The organism is Micromonospora sp. DT48 (assembly GCF_049844495.1).
Classification (GTDB): Bacteria; Actinomycetota; Actinomycetes; order Mycobacteriales; family Micromonosporaceae; genus Micromonospora.
The window spans coordinates 1-19816 of record NZ_JBNCLE010000030.1; the positions used below are offsets into that span (position 1 = coordinate 1).

Annotated in this window: 22 protein-coding genes and 1 pseudogene; 10 read left to right on the forward strand and 13 right to left on the reverse strand. The window is 71.1% G+C overall.

What is annotated here, in order from left to right; all coding sequences use genetic code 11:
* The first annotated feature begins 200 nt into the window (after positions 1-200).
* The 7 genes from argC to argH all read left to right on the forward strand — a co-directional run bounded on the left by argC (position 201) and on the right by argH (position 7680).
* Complete coding sequence (gene argC / locus ACLQ2S_RS25330) at positions 201-1202, forward strand: N-acetyl-gamma-glutamyl-phosphate reductase (RefSeq protein ID WP_425703375.1); 1002 nt, start codon at positions 201-203, stop codon at positions 1200-1202.
* Complete coding sequence (gene argJ / locus ACLQ2S_RS25335) at positions 1199-2368, forward strand: bifunctional glutamate N-acetyltransferase/amino-acid acetyltransferase ArgJ (protein ID WP_425703377.1); 1170 nt, start codon at positions 1199-1201, stop codon at positions 2366-2368. Before argC ends, argJ begins: the two co-directional genes overlap by 4 nt.
* A gap of 169 nt (positions 2369-2537) precedes the next feature.
* Positions 2538-3425: an acetylglutamate kinase gene (gene argB / locus ACLQ2S_RS25340; protein WP_425703379.1), complete on the forward strand. Its 888-nt coding sequence runs from the start codon at positions 2538-2540 to the stop codon at positions 3423-3425.
* On the forward strand, positions 3422-4666 hold the full coding sequence (locus tag ACLQ2S_RS25345) for an acetylornithine transaminase (protein WP_230462577.1): 1245 nt from the start codon (positions 3422-3424) through the stop codon (positions 4664-4666). Before argB ends, ACLQ2S_RS25345 begins: the two co-directional genes overlap by 4 nt.
* Complete coding sequence (gene argF, locus ACLQ2S_RS25350) at positions 4663-5589, forward strand: ornithine carbamoyltransferase (protein ID WP_425703381.1); 927 nt, start codon at positions 4663-4665, stop codon at positions 5587-5589. The genes ACLQ2S_RS25345 and argF overlap by 4 nt, the downstream gene beginning before the upstream one ends.
* Positions 5590-5642: 53 nt before the next feature.
* A complete protein-coding gene (locus ACLQ2S_RS25355; RefSeq protein WP_309223260.1) occupies positions 5643-6158 on the forward strand; it encodes an arginine repressor in 516 nt (171 codons plus the stop codon).
* A 58-nt stretch (positions 6159-6216) separates the two neighbouring features.
* The gene (gene argH / locus ACLQ2S_RS25360) at positions 6217-7680 is read left to right on the forward strand and encodes an argininosuccinate lyase (RefSeq protein WP_309223283.1); all 1464 of its coding nucleotides are present in this window, start codon (positions 6217-6219) and stop codon (positions 7678-7680) included.
* Positions 7681-7805: 125 nt separating this feature from the next.
* Here argH and ACLQ2S_RS25365 read toward each other — a convergent pair whose 3' ends face one another.
* From ACLQ2S_RS25365 to ACLQ2S_RS25405, 9 genes are all read right to left on the reverse strand, one after another.
* Positions 7806-8228 (reverse strand): DNA-binding protein, encoded by a 423-nt coding sequence (locus tag ACLQ2S_RS25365; RefSeq protein WP_425703384.1) that lies wholly within the window; start codon positions 8226-8228, stop codon positions 7806-7808.
* Between the two features lie 31 nt (positions 8229-8259).
* Positions 8260-9606, reverse strand: coding sequence for a helicase-associated domain-containing protein (locus tag ACLQ2S_RS25370; RefSeq protein WP_425703386.1), 1347 nt, complete (start codon positions 9604-9606; stop codon positions 8260-8262).
* 119 nt (positions 9607-9725) lie between these two features.
* The gene (locus ACLQ2S_RS25375) at positions 9726-10439 is read right to left on the reverse strand and encodes a hypothetical protein (protein ID WP_309223262.1); all 714 of its coding nucleotides are present in this window, start codon (positions 10437-10439) and stop codon (positions 9726-9728) included.
* A gap of 318 nt (positions 10440-10757) precedes the next feature.
* Complete coding sequence (locus tag ACLQ2S_RS25380; RefSeq protein WP_155218219.1) at positions 10758-11165, reverse strand: hypothetical protein; 408 nt, start codon at positions 11163-11165, stop codon at positions 10758-10760.
* A gap of 1 nt (position 11166) precedes the next feature.
* Entirely contained in the window at positions 11167-11823 is a 657-nt protein-coding gene (locus ACLQ2S_RS25385; protein ID WP_425703388.1) for a hypothetical protein, read from the reverse strand.
* Positions 11820-12080, reverse strand: a complete 261-nt coding sequence (locus ACLQ2S_RS25390) for a hypothetical protein (RefSeq protein ID WP_425703390.1) — start codon at positions 12078-12080, stop codon at positions 11820-11822. The genes ACLQ2S_RS25385 and ACLQ2S_RS25390 overlap by 4 nt, the downstream gene beginning before the upstream one ends.
* A 2-nt stretch (positions 12081-12082) precedes the next feature.
* The gene (locus ACLQ2S_RS25395; RefSeq protein ID WP_155218064.1) at positions 12083-12346 is read right to left on the reverse strand and encodes a hypothetical protein; all 264 of its coding nucleotides are present in this window, start codon (positions 12344-12346) and stop codon (positions 12083-12085) included.
* Between the two features lie 164 nt (positions 12347-12510).
* Complete coding sequence (locus tag ACLQ2S_RS25400) at positions 12511-12717, reverse strand: DUF397 domain-containing protein (protein ID WP_425703392.1); 207 nt, start codon at positions 12715-12717, stop codon at positions 12511-12513.
* A gap of 13 nt (positions 12718-12730) precedes the next feature.
* Positions 12731-13567, reverse strand: coding sequence for a helix-turn-helix domain-containing protein (locus tag ACLQ2S_RS25405; protein WP_309223264.1), 837 nt, complete (start codon positions 13565-13567; stop codon positions 12731-12733).
* A gap of 268 nt (positions 13568-13835) precedes the next feature.
* Here ACLQ2S_RS25405 and ACLQ2S_RS25410 point away from each other — a divergent pair, with 268 nt between their 5' ends.
* The 3 genes and pseudogenes from ACLQ2S_RS25410 to ACLQ2S_RS25420 all read left to right on the forward strand — a co-directional run bounded on the left by ACLQ2S_RS25410 (position 13836) and on the right by ACLQ2S_RS25420 (position 16574).
* On the forward strand, positions 13836-14177 hold the full coding sequence (locus ACLQ2S_RS25410; RefSeq protein ID WP_155218068.1) for a DivIVA domain-containing protein: 342 nt from the start codon (positions 13836-13838) through the stop codon (positions 14175-14177).
* Positions 14174-14419 (forward strand): annotated as a pseudogene (locus ACLQ2S_RS25415) (hypothetical protein); the annotation flags it as partial. The gene ACLQ2S_RS25410 and the pseudogene ACLQ2S_RS25415, both read left to right, overlap by 4 nt.
* A gap of 130 nt (positions 14420-14549) precedes the next feature.
* Positions 14550-16574 carry a hypothetical protein gene (locus ACLQ2S_RS25420; RefSeq protein WP_425703395.1) on the forward strand — a complete coding sequence of 675 codons (2025 nt, stop codon included), beginning with the start codon at positions 14550-14552 and terminating at the stop codon, positions 16572-16574.
* Between the two features lie 64 nt (positions 16575-16638).
* Here ACLQ2S_RS25420 and ACLQ2S_RS25425 read toward each other — a convergent pair whose 3' ends face one another.
* The 4 genes from ACLQ2S_RS25425 to ACLQ2S_RS25440 all read right to left on the reverse strand — a co-directional run bounded on the left by ACLQ2S_RS25425 (position 16639) and on the right by ACLQ2S_RS25440 (position 19698).
* A complete protein-coding gene (locus tag ACLQ2S_RS25425; protein ID WP_155218070.1) occupies positions 16639-17352 on the reverse strand; it encodes an alpha/beta fold hydrolase in 714 nt (237 codons plus the stop codon).
* 134 nt (positions 17353-17486) lie between these two features.
* On the reverse strand, positions 17487-18209 hold the full coding sequence (locus tag ACLQ2S_RS25430; RefSeq protein ID WP_155218072.1) for an ABC transporter permease: 723 nt from the start codon (positions 18207-18209) through the stop codon (positions 17487-17489).
* Positions 18206-18991 (reverse strand): ABC transporter permease, encoded by a 786-nt coding sequence (locus tag ACLQ2S_RS25435; protein ID WP_155218074.1) that lies wholly within the window; start codon positions 18989-18991, stop codon positions 18206-18208. Before ACLQ2S_RS25435 ends, ACLQ2S_RS25430 begins: the two co-directional genes overlap by 4 nt.
* The gene (locus ACLQ2S_RS25440) at positions 18988-19698 is read right to left on the reverse strand and encodes an ABC transporter ATP-binding protein (protein ID WP_425703398.1); all 711 of its coding nucleotides are present in this window, start codon (positions 19696-19698) and stop codon (positions 18988-18990) included. The genes ACLQ2S_RS25435 and ACLQ2S_RS25440 overlap by 4 nt, the downstream gene beginning before the upstream one ends.
* Between the last annotated feature and the right edge of the window lie 118 nt (positions 19699-19816).

Here is a 19816-nt window from a genome sequence, read left to right on the forward strand (position 1 = left end):
CCCCCCCGGCCTGGTCTGCGGCCCCCGGCCCGACCTCGCCCCACCCGGGCGGGGGGGGGCGCCCCAGCGGCGGGCGGGGGGCCCCCCCCTGGCACCGGGAGGGCCACCGCACCCCTTCATCACCATGCGGCAGGCTGTATGACCTTGCAGCGGTAGCTGGGTACGGCTATTCTTCACTGCATAGTCATGCGGAGGTGGGTATGGGAATTCGGGCTGCGGTTGCCGGGGCGAGTGGTTACGCCGGTGGTGAACTGCTCCGACTGCTCGCCGGACATCCCGAGTTCGACCTGGTCACCGCCACCGCGCACAGCCAGGCCGGGCAACGGCTCGACGCCGTCCACCCGCAGCTGACCGGCCTGGAGGTGACGCTCGGCGAGACCACGCCGGAGGTGCTCGCCGAGGCCGACCTGGTCTTCCTCGCCCTGCCGCACGGCGAGTCGGCGGCGATCGCCGCGCAGCTGCCCGCCGGGCTGCGGATCGTGGACCTGGGGGCGGACCACCGACTCGTCGACGGTGACGCCTGGACCCGCTACTACGGCGGTCGGCACGCGGGCACGTGGACCTACGGCCTGCCCGAGTTGCCCGGGCAGCGGGAGCGGATCGCCGCCGCCGACCGGGTGGCCAACACCGGCTGCTACGCGGCCACGATCACCCTCGCGCTGGCCCCGTTGATCGCCGCCGGCATCGCCCGACCCGACGACGTCGTGGTCGTCGCCGCGTCCGGCACCTCGGGCGCGGGCCGGAGCGCCAAGACCCACCTGCTGGGCAGCGAGGTGATGGGCGACCTGTCGCCCTACAAGGTGGGCGCGCACCAGCACGTACCCGAGATCAAGCAGGCCACCGGGGCGACCGGGCTGTCGTTCACTCCGGTGCTGGCGCCGATGCCGCGCGGCATCCTGGCCACGGTCACCGCGCTGCCGACCGGCGACGCCGACCCGCGTGCGGTGCTGGCGCAGGCGTACGCGGACGCACCGTTCGTGCACCTGCTGCCCGAGGGGCGGTGGCCGCACACCGCCGCCACGTTGGGCGGCAACTCCTGCCACCTTCAGGCGACCGTCGACGTCGACTCCGGCCGCCTGATCGTGGTCGCCGCTCTGGACAATCTCGGCAAGGGTGCCGCAGGCCAGGCGGTGCAGAATGCCAATCTGATGTTCGGTCTGCCCGAGACCACGGGCCTGTCCGTGTGGGGGACCGCGCCATGACCGTGACCGCACCCGAGGGATTCCGGGCAGCCGGGGTGGCCGCCGGGCTGAAGAGCAGCGGCGCACCGGATGTGGCGTTGGTGGTCAACGACGGCCCTGACGCCGCCGTCGCCGGGGTCTTCACCACCAACCGGGTCAAGGCGGCACCAGTGCTCTGGACCGAGCAGGTCGTCCGGGGCGGCCTCGTGCGGGCCGTGGTGCTCAACTCCGGTGGTGCGAACGCCTGCACCGGCCCGGCCGGCTTCCAGGACACCCACGCCACCGCCGAGCACACCGCCGCCGCGTTGAGTACGGCGTATCCGCACCAGGTCGGCGCGGGTGAGGTGGCCGTCTGCTCCACCGGCCTGATCGGCGTGCGGCTGCCGATGCCGGCCCTGCTCGACGGCGTGGACGCCGCCACCCGAGGACTCTCCCCGGACGGTGGACCAGCCGCCGCAGAGGCGATCATGACGACGGACACCCGGCCGAAGACCACCGTCGTCTCCGGCGCCGGCTGGACCGTCGGCGGCATGGCCAAGGGCGCCGGCATGCTGGCTCCGGGGATGGCGACGATGCTCTGTGTCCTCACCACCGACGCGGTGGCCGGGCCGGAGACCCTCGACGCGGTGCTGCGCGCGGCCACCCGGGTCACCTTCGACCGGGTCGACTCCGACGGCTGCATGTCGACGAACGACACGGTGTTGCTGCTGGCCAGCGGTGCCTCGGGTGTCACCCCGAGCGAGGCGGACCTGGCCTCGGCGGTCACCGCCGCCTGCCACGACCTGGCCCAGCAGCTGATCGCCGACGCCGAGGGGGCCACCAAGCAGATCGCCATCGAGGTGGTCGGTGCGGCCAGCGAGGACGACGCGGTCGAGGTGGGCCGGTCGGTGGCCCGCAACAACCTGGTGAAGACCGCGCTGTTCGGCAACGACCCGAACTGGGGTCGGATCCTCGCCGCCGTCGGCACCACCTCTGCCGCGTTCGAGCCGGACGCCGTCGACGTGGCGGTAAACGGCATCTGGGTCTGCCGGGCCGGTGCCGCCGCTGAGGACCGCTCCAAGGTCGACCTCTCCGGCCGGGACGTCACCATCCGGATCGACCTGCACACCGGCTCCGCCGAGGCGGCCGTGTGGACCAACGACCTGTCGCACGCCTACGTGCACGAGAACTCGGCTTATTCAACGTGAGCGCGAGGAACGCAGCGCAGCGGAGTCCCGCAGTGCGAGCGGAGTGTGGTGCGGCGGGCGCGAGGAACGCAGCGCAGCGGAGTCCCGCAGTGCGAGCGAAATTCGGTGCGGTGAGCGCGAGGAACGCAGCGCAGCGGAGTCCTGCGGTCGGGAGCGAAAGGTCGGTGTGGTGAGCGCGAACTCGGATGTCAGCAACGCCCAGGCGAAAGCCGCCACGCTGATCGAGGCGCTGCCGTGGCTGGCCCGTTTCTCCGGCTCCACCGTGGTCATCAAGTACGGCGGCAACGCCATGGTCGACCCGGAGTTGCAGCGCGCCTTCGCCGCCGACATGGTGTTCCTGCGCTACGTCGGGCTCAAGCCGGTGGTGGTGCACGGCGGCGGACCGCAGATCTCGGCCATGCTCGGCCGGCTCGGCATCGACAGCGAGTTCCGAGGCGGTCTCCGGGTGACCACGCCGGAGGCGATGGACGTGGTCCGGATGGTGCTGGTCGGCCAGGTCGGCCGGGAACTGGTCGGGCTGGTCAACGCGTACGGTCCGTTCGCGGTCGGTCTCTCCGGGGAGGACGCCGGGCTGTTCACCGCGGTGCGGCGGCCCGCGTACGTCGACGGGCAGCCGGTCGACGTCGGTCAGGTCGGTGACGTCGAGTCGGTGGACGTCTCGGCGGTGGACGACCTGATCGCGGCCGGTCGGATCCCGGTGATCTCCACGGTGGCGCCGGACGCGGACGGGGTGCTGCACAACCTGAACGCCGACACCGCCGCCGCCGCGCTCGCGATCGCTCTGCGGGCCCGCAAGCTGGTCGTGCTCACCGACGTGCCCGGCCTGTACGCGAACTGGCCCGACCGGTCCAGCCTGATCAGCGAGATCAACACCGACGAGTTGGCGAAGCTGCTGCCGTCACTGGAGTCCGGCATGGTGCCGAAGATGGAGGCGTGCCTGCGGGCCGTCAACGGTGGGGTGCCGGCCGCGCACGTCGTCGACGGTCGGGTCGCCCATTCCACCCTGCTGGAAGTGTTCACCTCGGAAGGCTTCGGAACGATGGTGGTCCCCTCATGAGTGCTCTGGTCAGCCGGTGGCGGCAGGCGATGATGGACAACTACGGCACCCCGGGGCTGGCGCTGGTGTCCGGTTCCGGTGCCGTCGTGGTCGACGAGGCCGGCCGGGAGTACGTCGACCTGCTCGGTGGCATCGCGGTCAACTCGCTCGGCCACGCCCACCCGGCGGTGGTCGCGGCCGTGTCGAAGCAGGTGGCGACGCTGGGCCACGTCTCCAATCTGTACATCTCCGAACCGCCGGTGGCGCTGGCCGAGTTGCTGCTGGCGCTGGCCGGTCGACCGGGGCGGGTCTTCTTCGCGAACTCCGGCGCCGAGGCCAACGAGGCGGCGTTCAAGCTGTCCCGCTGCACCGGCCGTACCCAGGTGGTGGCCACTGTCGGCGGCTTCCACGGCCGCACCATGGGTGCCCTGGCCCTGACCGGCCAGCCGACCAAGGCCGACCCGTTCCGGCCGCTGCCCGGCGAGGTCACCCACGTCCCGTACGGTGACGTCGCCGCCCTGGCCTCGGCGGTGAGCGACGCCACGGCCATGGTGATCCTGGAACCGATCCAGGGCGAGAACGGGGTGGTGGTCCCGCCCGCCGGGTATCTCGCCGAGGCCCGGCGGATCACCGCCCGGCACGGTGCCCTGCTCGTGCTCGACGAGGTGCAGACGGGGGTCGGCCGGACCGGGCACTGGTTCGCCCACCAGGCCGACGGCGTCGAACCGGACGTGGTGACCCTGGCCAAGGGGCTCGGCGGTGGGCTGCCGATCGGTGCCACCCTGGCCTTCGGACCGGCCGCCGACCTGCTCGGCCCCGGTTCGCACGGCAGCACCTTCGGTGGCAACCCGGTGAGCTGTGCCGCCGCCCTGGCGGTGATCTCCACCATCGCCAGCGAAGGGCTGCTCGACCACGTCAAGCGGGTGGGTGAGCGGCTGCGTCGGGGGATCGAGAACCTCGGCCATCCGCTCGTCGGCGGCGTACGTGGTGCGGGTCTGCTGCTCGGCATCACCCTGACCGCACCGGTCTCCGCCGCCCTCGCCGGGGCGCTGCGCGACGCCGGTTTCCTGGTCAACCCGATCCAGCCCGACGTGATCCGCCTGGCACCGCCGCTGATCCTCACCGCCGGCCAGGTCGACGCCTTCCTCGCGGCGCTGCCCGCCGCCCTGACCGCGTCGGCGAGCGTCCCGGAGCGCGTGGTCGAGGAGGCGCCGCCGCGCAGTACGATCCCGACTCCCGCTCCGACGGAGGCTTCCGCATGACCCGGCACTTCCTGCGCGACGACGACCTGTCCCCGGCCGAGCAGTCCACGGTGCTCGACCTGGCCGACCGGATGAAAGCCGACCGGTTCGGGTTCGCGCCGCTGGCCGGGCCGCGTTCGGTGGCGGTGCTCTTCGACAAGCAGAGCCTGCGTACCCGGATCTCCTTCGACGCCGGCATCGCCGAACTCGGTGGTCATCCGCTGGTGGTGGACACCCAGGTGACCCACTTCGGCCGGGGCGAGTCACTCGGCGACGCCGGGCGGGTGCTGTCCCGGTACGTGGCCGCGATCGTGCTGCGTACCCACGGCGACGGCCGGATCGCGGAGGTGGCCGCGGGCGCCACCGTGCCGGTGGTCAACGCGTTGACCGACGGGTTCCACCCGTGCCAGTTGCTCGCCGACCTGCTCACCGTCCGCCAGCGGTGCGGCGGCACCGTGGGGCGGACGTTGGCCTACGTCGGGGACGCGGCGAACAACATGTCCCACTCGTACCTGCTGGCCGGTGCGACCGCCGGGATGCACGTGCGCGTCGCCGGTCCGGTCGGCTTCCACCCCGACGCGGACGTGGTGGCGCGGGCCGAGGCGATCGCCGCCGACACCGGTGGTTCGGTCCGGGTGCTCACCGACCCGGTCGCCGCCGTCCGCGACGCCGACGTGGTCGCCACCGACACCTGGACCTCGATGGGACAGGAGGACGACGGGTTGGACCGCACCACCCCGTTCCTGCCCTACCAGGTCAACAAGGCGCTGCTCGGGCACGCCGCGCCAACGGCTATCGTGTTGCACTGCCTGCCGGCACATCGCGGTGAGGAGATCACCGACGAGGTGCTCGACGGCCCGCAGAGTGCCGTCTTCGACCAGGCGGAGAATCGGTTGCACGCCCAGAAGGCGCTGCTCACGTTCCTGTTGGGGGAGCACGGGTGAGCGAGCGACGCCGCGCGGCGGCCTCCCGCAACCGGGAACGGAAGGTTGGCTGAGTGACCGCACCACTGACCCGTAGCGCCCGACACGCCCGCATCGTCGAGCTGATCCGCGAGCGGGCGGTCCGCTCGCAGACCGAGTTGGCCGAGTTGCTCGCCGACGAGGGCGTCCAGGTCACCCAGGCCACCCTCTCCCGGGACCTCAAGGAACTCGGCGCGGTCACCGCTCGTGGCGGTGACGGCCGAGCCGTGTACGTCATCCCCGAGGACGGCCATCGCCCGCTGCGCGACGCCGAGGCGGCACCGGCCCGGCTGGTGCGGTTGCTGCGCGAGCTACTCAACGAGGTCGACTCCAGCGGCAACATCGCGGTCCTGCGTACTCCGCCGGGTGCCGCCCACTATCTGGCCAGCGCGGTGGACCGGGCGGGCCTGTCGGAGGTCGTCGGCACCATCGCCGGCGACGACACCATCTTCGTCGTGGCGCGCACCGCCGACGGTGGCGCCGCACTCGGTGAACGGCTCGCCGGCTGGGCCCGCCGGGACGACAGCGCCGAAGGGAGCGGTACGCCATGAGTGAGGTCGCGTCAGACCTGGGTGCCCGGTTGGGGGACGGCTGATCGTGGGGACCACAATTGACCGGGTGGACGACAAGAGCTTGACCGAGAACAGCGCAGCGGCCAACCGGACGAGCCTGTGGGGAGGCCGGTTCGCCGGTGGCCCGTCGGAGGCGCTCGCCCGACTGTCGGTGAGCGTGCAGTTCGACTGGCGGCTGGCCCCGTACGACATCGCCGGATCCCGGGCGCACGCCCGGGTGCTGGCCGGTGCGGGCCTGCTCGACCCGGACGAGCTGGGCCGCATCCTCGCCGCCCTCGACGATCTGGAGGCCGCGTGCGCGTCAGGCACGTTCCGCCCCACGGTCGACGACGAGGACGTGCACACCGCCCTGGAGCGTGGGCTGCTGGAGCGGCTCGGCAGCCTCGGCGGCAAGCTGCGCGCCGGGCGCTCCCGCAACGACCAGGTCGCCACCGACCTGCGGCTCTACCTGCGTGACCACGCGCGGGGGGTGGCCGCCCGGCTGGTCGAGCTGGCCGAGGCGCTGGTGGAGCAGGCGGGGCGGCACGTGGACACCGCCGCGCCCGGTATGACGCACCTGCAACACGCCCAGCCGGTTACCTTCGGCCACTGGCTGCTGGCCCATGTGCAGCCCCTGCTGCGGGACCTGGAGCGGCTGCGCGACTGGGACCACCGTACGGCGGTCAGCCCGCTCGGCGCGGGCGCGTTGGCCGGTTCGGGGCTGCCGTTGGACCCGGTGGCGGTCTCCAAGGAACTCGGCTTCCGCACGTCCTTCGCCAACTCGATGGACGCGGTCGCCGACCGGGACTTCGTCGCCGAGTTCCTCTTCATCACCGCGATGATCGGGGTGCACCTGTCCCGCCTCGGTGAGGAGGTGGTGCTCTGGACGTCGCAGGAGTTCGGCTGGGTGGAACTGGACGACGCCTTCGCCACCGGCTCGTCGATCATGCCGCAGAAGAAGAACGCGGACATCGCCGAACTCGCCCGGGGCAAGTCCGGCCGGCTGGTCGGTGGGTTGGTCGCGGTGCTGACCATGCTCAAGGGCCTGCCGATGACGTACGACCGGGACATGCAGGAGGACAAGGAGCCGGCCTTCGACGCGGTCGACACCCTCGAACTGCTGCTGCCGGCGCTGGCCGGGATGATCTCCACGATGACGGTACGCGTCGACCGCCTGGTCGCCGCCGCGCCGGTGGGCTTCTCCCTGGCCACCGAGATCGCCGACTGGCTGGTCCGCAACGGCGTGCCGTTCCGGGACGCCCACGAGATCACCGGCAAGCTGGTGGCGCTCTGTGCGGCCCGGGACTGTGCCCTCGACGAGGTTTCCGACGAGGACCTGTCCGCCGTCAGCGAGCACCTCAACCCCGGCGTACGCGATGTGCTGTCGGTCCGCTCGGCGCTGGCCGCCCGGACCACGCCCGGCTCCACGGGCCCCGGCCCGGTCGGCGACCAGCTCGCCACCGCCGCCGACCAACTGGTCACCTGGCGCGAGTGGGCCAACCAACCCGTTGTCCCCCGCTGACCCACCCCGCCGCGCCTGGCTGTCGCGTGCGCCTGGCTGTCGTGCGCCTGGCTGTCGTGCGCAACTTCAGGGATGTTGCTGTCTCCCGGCCTCGCTGAGGCAGCAACATCCCCGAAGTTGCTGCCTCAGCGGCGGGGCGCGGCGGGGGTGGGGGAGGTGCGGGTGGTGAGGCGGTCGGAGCGTTGCTTGGCGGCCTGGGCGCTGCCCAGGCCGAGCCCCTGGCCGATCGCCTGCCAGGTCAGCCCCCGAGCGCGGGCCAGGTTGAACAGGCCCGCCTCCATGGCGTCGACTTCGGCGCGCAGGTGCGGGAAGAGGGTCAGCGCGGCGAGCAGATCCGCCTCGTCCACCGGGTCCTCACCCGGCACTGGCTCGGCTGACCCGGCGGCCAGTGCCAGAAGCACGGCGATCACCTCGTACGGGTCGGCGGCGTACGGGTTGGTGTGCCGCCGCCGCTGCTGCTCGGTGGCGGCGTGCCGCTCGGTGAGCCGTTGCAGGGCGGCATGGGTGTGGTGTGCCCGCTCTCGGGCGATGCGGGATTCGGTGGTCATGCCGCCAGTGCAACACTTCAACGAAGCGTTGTCAACGAGCTGTTGATGTTTGCGGGCGACGTGGCGCGGGCGGGTGTGACGCGCCCACCGGCACGGCATAGCCGAGGGTGGTCAGCGCCCGCCGGAAGTCCGCATCCCGGTTGACGGGCACCGCCAGATGCTGGTCACCGATCAGCCGGCACAGGGACCGTAGCGCCCGGTCGTGGCTGATCAGTGTGGCCAGGGCCGGGTCCGCACAGGCGATGAGGCGCACCTGCCCGAGGTCGGTGAGCCGCCCGGCCCGCTCGGCGACCTCATCCAACAGCGTCAGCAGCGCACCGGGTAGGTCGGGCTGCGCGGCCCGAGCCTGCAAGAATGCGGTGAACTCGTCCGGTTGCCGCCCGGCATCGACGGCGGCGAGCAGACTCTCCCGGCTCACGGTCCAGACGTGATCACCGGTGCGGCGGGCGTAGCTCTCCAACACCAGCAACTCGGCCGGGGAAGGGCTGCCGACAGCCACGACATCGAGGTTGGGTAGGACCTTCAACGTACGCTCGGGTGCCTCCGGCTGCGGCGGAGTGTACGACTTGCGTACGCCGAGTACGTACGCGCCGAGGTCGTTGAGGCGGATCGCCCGCAGCCCGTCGTACCGGCTGAGCGCGTCGAAGGAGTCGGCACCCCAGTTCTCGTGGTAGTCATCGCGGGCGCCGACCGGCTCGTCGTAAGCGACGTCGATCAGGCCCAGCGTCGCGGCGTACTCGAAGAGCACCGCGAGGGTGTAGCGGCCCTCCAGCAGCTCCCATTCGCCGAACCCGGCGTAGCCGAGGCTGCCGTAATGCGGGTCCTCCAGGTACAGCTTCCACAGCGCCCGCTCGCTGCGCGCCACCCGCGGCGACCAGGCGGTTTGCTTCATCTGCGCGAAGAGAGCGTCCACGTCGACCCACTCGCCGACAGGCTGGGCGGTGAGCGCCTCGGACACCTTCTGCCGCCGTGCCTTCGGCGCGGTGAGCACATTGGCGGCCCGTTGCCCCTTGATGCTCTCGATCCGGCTGAACTCATCGATCAGCCCCTTGCTCAACCAGGATCGCCACGTCGCCTGAATAATCGTGGCGGGTGGTTTGGCGAGAGCGGCCCTACCCTTCGCGGTCACCTGCAACCTGCCGCTGGTGATCTCAGCGAAGCCGCCAGCCTGCACCAGCAGCGGCCAGGCGAACGCAGCGATCGGCTCGTCCGGATAGAAGTCACCCGAGACCAGCGTCTTGGCCACCTCGACCACGCTGGCCGCCGCCGGCCGCCGCGTCTTCTCGCTGCATCGCAGCCGCCCGGAATCGCACAGCCGCAGCACGGCGTGCACATCTTCGGCCGCGTACCGTTCGGTGTGACGCACGAACTCGGCCACGCTGCCTTCCTCTCCACGTCGTCCACGTCGGTCGCGGCCACACCGCTGCGGAAACTCGATCGCCCCCGGGCAGAACCCGCAGCCTCACCGCGAGTGGTCGGTCCGCGATGCCACGGTCACTACACCTCCGACACCACCGTGAGGTGGTAGTTGCCGGCGCCGACCGACTTGTCGAGGGTACGGATGATCCGCTGAGGGTTGTCGTGCGGTCCCTGCTGAAAGTACGGCTTGCCGTCGAGGCCGAACGTGATCCGACTCGGCGGCTCCCAGGTGCCGAGGTGCGGGGCGGCGCTGTAGAAGTCGCGGTGCGGGTCGAAGCCGAGACCACGGGCGTAGTCGACGGCACCGAAGACCAGCTCACGGGCGAGGTCGGCAGGGGCCGCGAGCGGCTCGCTGTCGTACGCCGCGAAGAAGTCGGCGACGAAGTACGGCAACTCGCCGGGGCCAGAGGTTGTCGGCGGCAGAGCGTTCTTCACGCCCAGGCAGTAGGTGTCGACCAGGAACCCGCAGGTGACCAGCGCGTCGCCGGCACGGCGGGCGACCGCGACGCTGACCAGCCCCGCGCCCACCGCCATCGGCAGCAGTTCCTCGTCGTCAACCCAGTCGTCAGGCCGGTCGGTGAAGCCCAGGCCGTTGCTCCACTGCCGGCTGACCCAGCAGCCGACCAGCGGCAGCTCCGAGGGATGGACGCGGTTCGGCCGGTCGACAGCGGTACCCCGTACGAGATTGGTGGCCACGGCCCGGGTGACCCCGAGTTCCCGGGCGATCTGCTTGGGTGTCCTGCCAGCCGCCCGGAGCGCCTGAGCCTTCGCCTTCAGCTCGCGTGATGTCACCGCGACATCCTGATTCCGACCCCGGGACACGTCAAACCGCCACGCGCACCGTTCACCGATGATCAATGCCCGGCTGCTTCGGCCGGGCGGGTCGCGGGGAGGGCCGCCAGGCAACCGAGCGAGAGAGTCCGCCGACATCAGGAGCGAGTAGCAGGGAGCAGCGACACCGCCGACCCTGTCGTCCGATGTTGGGCCGTGCAGTGCCGCCCACCCCGGCGACCAGTCTTCGAGTGAGGACGTGTAGCGCCGGACTGTGGCTCACTCATCCGATCGCCCACCGCAGTCGTCTGTCCCCTCGACCCTCGCGGCGGTGCGAGGTTAGATCCGGCTGGCCAGAGCCGCCGCCTCGGTGAGGAGAGCGTCCAACTCCTCGTCGGAGACGGTGTCCGCGCCGAGTGTGTGCAGGATGGTCAGACCTTGGACACGGCCGGCAACGTGCGGGTCGATGTCGGTGTCGATGCTGGGATCGAGAGCAGCCATGATCAGCTTTTCGGCACTGGTCGCATCGGTTTCGGGGCCACCGGTTGTCATGCGCCGCATCTCGCTGACGAACCGGATCACCTCGTCCGGACTAGCACCGTCGGGAAACCGTCGGTTGACGGCAAAGTAGAAGACCGCACCCAGCAGAGTGCCGAAGCCTTCCCAACCCTGGTCGTCGAGGCGCGCCTCGATGCGGTCGTTCTCCGCGTGCTCGCCCTTAACCATCGTTCGGATGTAGGCGATCATCTCAGGATTGATCGTCACGAGGCTTCCTCTCCCGATTCTTCTTGGTCATGTTCCACAGACCTTTGAGACCGACGGCCACTGCGCCGGCTGCCATGATGACCGAGGTGACCGGGTGCTCCAACTGTGGTCGATCCGACGGCACGGCGGGTTTGGGCTGCGTAGTGGACGTCGACGTGCCACCTGCGCCGCCCTTCGCCTCCCGAACGAATTCGCGGAACGCAGTCGTCGCGGCCTGCTCTGCGTTCTGGAGGTTGCCTTCCGTCTCGTCGGCCTTCTTGACGTGCCGCCGGAGGAATGCCTCCGCCTTGTTGCCGCGCGCCTCCGACTCGGTGACCAGACGTTCGCCCGACGGAGACCCATCACCTGCGCTGTTGCGTGTAGGGGTGGAGCCGGGAGCAATCGCGTTGGCGTAGGAGGCGAGATGCGTGGCGGCGTTGCTGGTCAGTCGACCGAGTCGACCTGCCTTGTCGGCGGCCGTGCGGCTCTGCGTCACTGCCAAGCGGCAGTCTCGATCATCGGTGCCCTGGCATACCTCCGCATATCGGCTATGCCCTTGGCGAATTTCCTCCTGAGCGTGTACGGCCATCACCGCAAGTTCGTCGAGTTGTTCGATCGCCGCGTTGAGCTGGGCGACTACGCGCGTGAGGAGGCTGCTCATCCGAGCTTGTTCGTGAACGCGATGGCATGTCCCCTGGCGACGCCAATCCTCCGCAGGGCCAACTCCACTTCGCGTGCCGCATCGGCGAGTGCCTTCCGAGCCTTCTGCGCCTCGGGGTGTTGGCTGTCGTGGAGCGTGGCCGAGGCGATCCTTCGCACCTCGGCCAGCCTGTCACCGACGCGCTCGATGGTCGCCTTCGCCTGGTCGAGTGACAGAGTGCCGTCGCGGAGAGTCGCCTTCACGTCGCCGACGCTCATGGTCAGCCCAGAACGCTGATGTACTGCTGGGCGGCCTGGGTGCTGCCCTGGAGTGTCGTGGCAGCTTCGATCAGCCGTTGCTTGCTCTGCTCTGCGCGGGCGATGGACTCGGCGAGGGCAGGGTGACCGGTGCCGGCGGCGACCATCCGCAGCAGGGTGAGCACCTGCTCGATGCCGTCGACAGTCGCCCGGATCTGGTTCGTGGTGGTGTTGCTCTGCTCGGCTGCCTGGGCGAGCGCGGCTTTTACCTGCTCGATGCTGGCCATGCCGTCCTTCCCGGAACTGACGAACGCACCGCACAGCCCGGCGGGCGCCACTGTTCAGTAGTCGGGCGAACACTATCCGACGTTGATGGCTGTTCGCAGCCCCGCGTTCGACGAGTAGGGAGAACGCCATCTTGCGTGGATGACGTTCCCTCCGTCTACTGCGCTCAGTTGTGCAGCGTCTCCCGTTTCAGGCCAGAGACGAAGGTTGCCCACGCCGCTGGACTGAATGCGAGGACCGGGCCGATGGGGTCCTTACTGTCCCGTAGACCCACCCAACCCCCGAAGTCATTCGCGACCTCGATGCAGTTGCCGGATCCGTTGCTGCGCGTACTCTTCCGCCAGGTCACGCGGGCCGTGCTGACCTCTTCCACCCGCGCCGTCCTCTCATGACTCGTCGATCGCCCGTCGGATCAGGTCGCGCGACTCCCGAGCGCTGGCCGCCGTGGCGACCAGGTGCTCGAAGACTCGGCTGTACTCCCTGACCTGTTGGCCTTCGAGATAGAGGCTACCCGCGCGGGTTTCGACGTAGACGATGCCGGGATCGGCCGGTTCAGGAAACGTGAGGACGCTGAAGGCGCTACCCATCGAGCCATACTCGCCAGCGGCGAAGGTGAGGATCTGAATCGTGCGCCCAGGCTGGTCCGCCTCATCCGCGAGTCGCCGCAACTGCGCCCTGAAGGCGGCGGTGCCACCGACCGGGCGACGCAGCACGGCCTCGTCCAACACCACCCACAGCTTGGGCGGGTTGTCGGCCCGTTGGCGGCGTAGCCGCAGCTCGACGCGTCGATCGACCTCCTCAGTCGACGCATCGGGATGTTCGGCGCGCACCACGGCTCTGGCGTAGTCGGCGGTCTGAAGCAGGCCGGGGATCAACTGAGGCTCGAAGGCGCGAATCTCCGATGCCTCCGCCTCCAGACCCACGTAGACCTCGAACCACTCCGGCAACACGTCGTCGTACGCCTGCCACCAGCCGCGCTTGCGGGCATCCCTGGCCACCTGGACCAGTGCGTCGACCTCGTCTCCTTCGACGCCGTACAACTCCAGCAGGCCCCGGGCGACCGGTGGCATCACGGAGACCTGGGCATTCTCGATCCGGCTCAACGCCGACTTGGAGATGCCGATCTCCTTGGCCGCCTGGTCAGCGGTCATGCCGGTCTGCTCGCGGAGTCGACGCAAGGCAGCGGCCAGGCGTCGACGTCGGACCGTTGGGCTTCCAGTCACGACAGTCAGTGTTCCGGATCGGTGCGCGATCCGCAACGACCCCATCCCAAATCGGGAGTTGCGTATCGGGCCCAACCCGGTACACGATGAGTAGTGTCACGGATCGGCTGAGTTATCACCTCCGACTTGGTCCCCGCGGCAACCTGCTGCCCCGCTGCCGTACTGCCATCAGGGCTGCGGTGGTGGGTGCGTGGCGGGTCCGTCGGTGCGCGGCGGGCCGATGGACCCGCCTTCCACATCGCTGACGCTGACGAGAGCGAGGTCTGTCATGCGCAACCCATTCCGGCGGCGAACCGCCGGGCCCACGGACACCAGGTACGCCGCGCGGCACGCCGAACAAGCCGTCAGTCCTTCAATTTCGGGGACCTGTTACCGCACCGGCAGCTACCGGCCGCTGCGGCCGTGGCAGGTGCGTCAGCAGCGGTTCCCGCTGGGGCGGCGCGGCTACGACCCGATCGAGGTTGCCAGGTTCCTCGACCAGGTCGCCGGTGACCTGGAGGCGGCGTACCGGCAGGTGGCCGAGTCCCGCCGGGAGGCCGACCAGGTCAAGGCCGCGCTGCGGCGTTGGCGCTCCGAGCAGGTACGGGAGAACCAGGGGCGTTACCGGTGAGCGGCCGGTACGTCGTGCACCTGCCGGTGGTGGCGTCCGATCTCACCGGCGCGCAGCGGCTGGCCCGGGTGGTGGCCCGCTGGGCGTCGATGCTGCCGCAGGCCGATCCGGGGGAGACCACCGTGTCGGGCGAGGACGAGCAGGGCGTACGCCATCGGGTCTTCTGTGATCTGCGGCTGCCCGGCGGCGGGCGGTGCCTGCTCGGGGTCGACCACGACGGGGCGTGCGCCCGCCGGCTTGGGCGGTGGTCGGCTGTGAGCGCGAGGAGTGAGCCGGGTTTGCGAGCCCCACAGTCGCGAACGGAGACAGACCTGTGAGCGCGAGGAGTGAGCCGGGTTTGCGAGCCCCACAGTCGCGAACGGATACAGACCAGTGACCGCGGTGGTCGACTGTGACGAGTGTTCGGGGATGGGTTTCCTGGTGCGGCGGTGCTGCTGCACCGACGGCGGGGACCGGCTGGTGGTGGACGTGGGTGCGTACCGCGACGAGGCGTACGCCGGTTGTCGGGTCTGCGGCGGCGACGGCAGCGTGGCCGAGGTGTGTTACCGGTGCGGGCAGAGCGGGCGGCGGCGGGCGCAGCTCGTGGTGACGGTGGTCAACCTGGACAGCGGGGCGGCGGCTTCCCGGCGGCTGGTGCCCGGTCGGGTCGTGCCGCAGGTCGACGCGGAACGGGTGTGGCGAGCGCGGGAGCTGGTCGGCGAGCTGGCCGAGACGGTCGGGGTGCGGGGGTTGCGCCCGCGCTGGGGTCGGCGGCGCCTGGACGACATTCTGGTCTGGTACCCGACGTCGTGGCAGCCCGATCTGCCGCAACGGCGGCGGTTGGCGCTGGAGGCAGCGGCCCTGGCCCGGCAGGATTTCGACCCGTGGCGCGTCTACGTGGGACGCAGCACCGAAACACCGTCACCTGCGGTTCCCGGCCACGAGCTGGCCCGGCTCTGCGGGCTGGCCGATCTGCTTCACCTCGACCTGGTGGTGGAGGCCCGCCACCGGCACGGCTGGCTGCTCTGGCAGGTGCGCTACGACCTGCCCGGCTCGCCGGTGCCCCGGGAGCGGCACGTTGCCGGTGCCGTCGATCTCGCCTCGGCGGTCGCCGGCACCACCGTGGCCAGCGCCCTGCGTGGGCTGGACGAGCGGGGACGGCACGCCCCCGCGTACACGGTGCGGCCGGTGCCGACTGCCGACGTACCCCGGGTGGTGGATCTTGACCGGCTCGCCCGGAAGGTCCTCGCGGACCTGGCCGGCGACGCGCCCGGGGCGCAGGCCATCTGGCGCGACGGGCGTTGGTGGCACACGCCGCTGCACCCTGCCGGCCGGGTGGAGGAGCTGTACGAGCGGGAGACCGGCCAGATCGTCCAGCGGGTCGAGCAGAAGCTGCGGCGGGCCACCGAGCCGCCCGATCCGGTCTGGTGGGGTGAGCCGATCGCGCAGCGGCCGTGCCCGGACTGCCGGCCCGGCACCCGGCTGCGCCGCTGCGACTGTCGGCGTACCGCCGCCAGCCGGTCTGACCCGCACTGCCCGGACTGTGCCGGTGCCGGCTTCGCCCCGTCGGCGCTGCGCTGCTCGACCTGCCGGGACAGCGGGCGCATCCCGGCGGCGTTGACGGTGACCGTGACCGACCTGCGCCGGGTGAGCCACGAGACCTGGCGACCGATGCCGGGCGAGGCCGCGCCGGTGGTCGGCCACCAACCCAACGGCACCACCGTGCATCAGCTTCCCACCCGCTGGCGGCTGGCCCGCCACGCCACCACCTTCGGGGTACGCCCGGCTGACCTGAGCCGTCTCGACGAGGACTGGCCGCTCGACCAGGACCTGCTCGACGGTACGGTGACCGCCTTCGACCCCGACGTCGAGCCGGCCCGGCAGCACCTCGAACGCCTCGCCGCCGGGCTGCCCGGAGCGCGCCTGTTCGTGCTGGCCGCCGTCCCTGACGCACCGTCGCTGACCGACCTGCTGCGGCTCGCGCACGCTGTGGACCTGACCGCCGTGCTGACCTACTGCGACCACCGGCTCGACGTCGGTGAACCGACGAAGATCCAGGGGGAGCGGTGGCACGTGGGGCTCGCGGCGCGCGACGCCGAGATCGGCCCTGAGCTGCCGCTGTACGCCAGCGTCGAACTGGCCGTCGCCCGCTGCGTCGAGCACCTGGACAACCATCTGCTCGCCACCGTGCCCCGAGACCCGGAGCAGCCGGTACCCGTCCCGCAGGCCGCACCGTCGCCACCGCCGCCGGACCCGACCGTGCTGATCCGCCGGCTCGGCAACCACTACGCCGGCCAACCCGTCACGGCATCATTCAACCGCGGTACCTGCCACCTCTGGTTGGCCGAGGAGGGCGTCCTCCGGCCGCTTGCGCGAGCGGCCACGCTCCGCGACGCCGTTGAGGCCCTGCGCCTGTGAGCCACGGGCCGCCGATCCTCGTGCGCCCCGGTGGCGCGCACGCGGTGGCGACCCGCACGAGGCGTCAGCCGCCGATGCCTCGGATTGCTTCGATGACGGTTTCGGCGACCTCGCCCGGTCGGGCCACGGCCATCGCGTGCGAGCCGCCGATCAGCTCACGCTGGCCCTGCGGCTTGGCCCGTTCGGCCATGAACCGGTGTGCGGCGACCGGGATGTTCATGTCGGCATCGCCGAACACGAACCAGCTGGGCAGTGTCCGCCAGGCGGGGTCGCCGGTGAGAGCGTCGTTCAGGGCCTGCTCGGTGACCGGCCGCTGGGTGCGGGCCATGAGGGCGGCGACTTCGCTGGAGACGTCCCCGGCGAACTGCTTGTGGTAGGCGTCCTGACCGATCGCCACCTCGTTACCGCCGGTGGACACCGGATACTGCACCAGGGTGTCGGCGAGGGTGCTGCCGGGGAACTGCCCGGACAGCGACAGTGCGCTCTCGCCGGTCTCCGGGGCGAAGGCGTTGACGTAGACCAGGGCGCGCACCGTCGGGTTGTCGGCCGCCGCCTGCGTGATCACCATGCCGCCGTACGAGTGCCCGACGAGGATGACCGGGCCGCCGACCCCTCGGATCACGTCCAACAGATAGGCGGCGTCGCCGGGGAGGCTGCGCAGCGGATTGGCGGCGGCCAGCACGTGGTAGGCCCCGAGGCGCTCGATCACACCGTTCCAGCTCGCCGACTCGGCGAACGCGCCGTGCACGAAGATGATGGTGGGCTGCTGATCGGGCATCGCGTACTCCCTCACTCGGAGATGCTGTGCACCTACGACGGCGCCGATATGCCGGAGTACCCGCCAGGTGTGGATGAAACGTGCCGACCGATCCCCTGCGGCAGGGGATCGGTCGGCGGCCGGGACGGGTTCGCTCAGGCGTCCCGGCGTCGGAAGGCAGCCGCCGCTCCGCCCCCGGTGACGGCGATCCAGCCGAGCAGGACGAGCAGGCCGCTGACGGGCGTCAGGGGCGGTGCCGGGTCGGGAAGGTAGAGCAGGGCCCCCGCCCGGTCCGGCAGGTATCGGGCGTGCGGGGTGACGGTGCCCAGCACCGGCGAAACGACCAGGATGAGGCTGAGCGTGACGACGAGAGCGGGGACGACGGCCCGCGTGAGCGTGGCCAGCGCCAGACCGAGCGATCCGATGAGCACGAGATAGGCCGCCGCGCCGACGACCCTCCACACAGGAGAATCGGTGACCACGGGAACGTCGTGTGTGGACAGTGCGACGCGGGCCGTGAGCAGCCCGGTGACGAGCGCCGCGACAGCGGTTCCGGTGGCCCAGGCCAGGTAGGCGATGCCCTTGCCGACCAGCACCGCCAGGCGGTCCGGTACGCACAGCAGGGTGGTGCGGATCTGCCCATCGGTGTACTCGGTACCGACCACGAGGACGCCGAGCGCGACGGTGCCGGCCTGGAGGTACGGCACCGCCTGGAGGACGACCGCGACCGGGTCGTCCGCACCCAGCGGAGCGGCGGCCAGTGCCCCGGTGATGACCATCGCCGCGCCGATCGTGCCGACGGCCGTGGCCGGCACCGCAGGAAGGCCGGACAGCTTGGTCAGCTCCGTGGCGGCGGCCCGGGCATGGGAGCGGCTCACGCGTCCCGCCACCGGAAGACCGCACCGGCCAGCACGAGCAGCCCCGCCGTCCACGTCGCCATGACCAGGCCGCCGGGGAGCGGGGCGAGCGCCTCGTCGAACGCCAACAGGTCACCGGCGAACATGCTCATGCCTGCGAGGTCGGGCAGGAACCTGGCGAGCGGGGTGAGGTGGGACAGCAGCACGGAGACCGAGACGAGGGAGCTGTTCACCACGAGCACGATGATCGGAGCGATGCCGTTGCGGGTGAAGACCGTGACCGCGAGGGCGGTCAGCGCCGTGAGCATCCAGTAGATCCCGGCACCGACCGAGCGGGACAGCACTCCGTCCGGAGTCGGTGGGGCGTACCCGCCGATTATCTTGTCGGCCAGCGCCAACGAGGCGGGAATCGCCACCAGGGCCGCGACCGCGACCAGCAGACTGACGGCGATCGCCTTGCCGGCCAGCACGCCGAGCCGGCCGGGGGTGGCGGTGAGGGTCGTGGTGATCTGCCGTCCGCCGCCGATGTTCGCTCGGTTCGCGGTGTACTCGGCGCTGACGGCGACGACGCCGAGGACCACCGCGCCGACCGTGCCGATCGGTACCGCGGAGAAGACCGCCTCGACCGGCGAGGTGTAGGCCGTCAGCTCGGGTCGTCCGCTGCGCAGCGCGGCGCGGACACCGACGGCGTTGATCAGGGTGATCGCGACCGGACCGAGCACGGCGACAGCCAGGGCGACCATGGTCGCCGGCAGCGTCGCCGTCTTGCGTATCTCGGCGGCGACCGTGTTGGGGAAGCTCATCGCCCACCTGCCGTCGGTCCGGTGAGGGCGAAGAAGGCATCCTCCAGGGTCGGGTACCCGGCCGTGACCTCGCCGGTCGGGCCGGCGGCGACGACCCGCCCGTGGGCGATGACGACCAGGTCGTCGGCGATCTGGTCGACCTCGCTGATCAGATGGCTGGAGAGCAGCACGGTGCCGCCGGCGTCCGCGTGACCGCGCAGCAGTCCTCGGATCCAGCGAATGCCCTCCGGGTCGAGCCCGTTCACCGGCTCGTCGAGCACCAGCGCACGGGGTTCGCCGAGCAGCGCGGCGGCCAACCCGAGTCGCTGGCACATGCCGTACGAGAACCGACCGACCCGGGTGCCTCCGACGGCACCGAGCCCGACCTGGTCGAGCACCTCGGCGACCCGTCGGGTCGGGATGTGGTTGCTGCGCGCCATCCAGGTGAGGTGGTTGCGGGCGGTACGGGAGCGGTGCGCGCCGGAACCGTCCAGCATCGATCCGACCGTGCGCAGCGGCTGACGCAGCCGCCGGTACGGTCGGCCGTCGACCAGGGCTGTGCCGGCATCCGCCCGGTCCAGGTCGAGCAGGATGCGCAGGGTGGACGACTTGCCCGCACCGTTGGGCCCCAGTAGACCGGTCACCCGGCCCGGTGCGGCCCGGAAGGTGACGTCGGTGAGGATCTCGCGGGAGCCGCGCCGCTTGACCAGACGCTCGACTGACAGCATGCCCACCATGTCAGCCCGACGTGGTGGTCCGCGTCATCGGACCAGAGCCGGGACTTCCACTGGCTGCCCCCACCCCAGGTCGCTCCGACCCAGGTCCGATGTGCTGGCACGGTCCGGG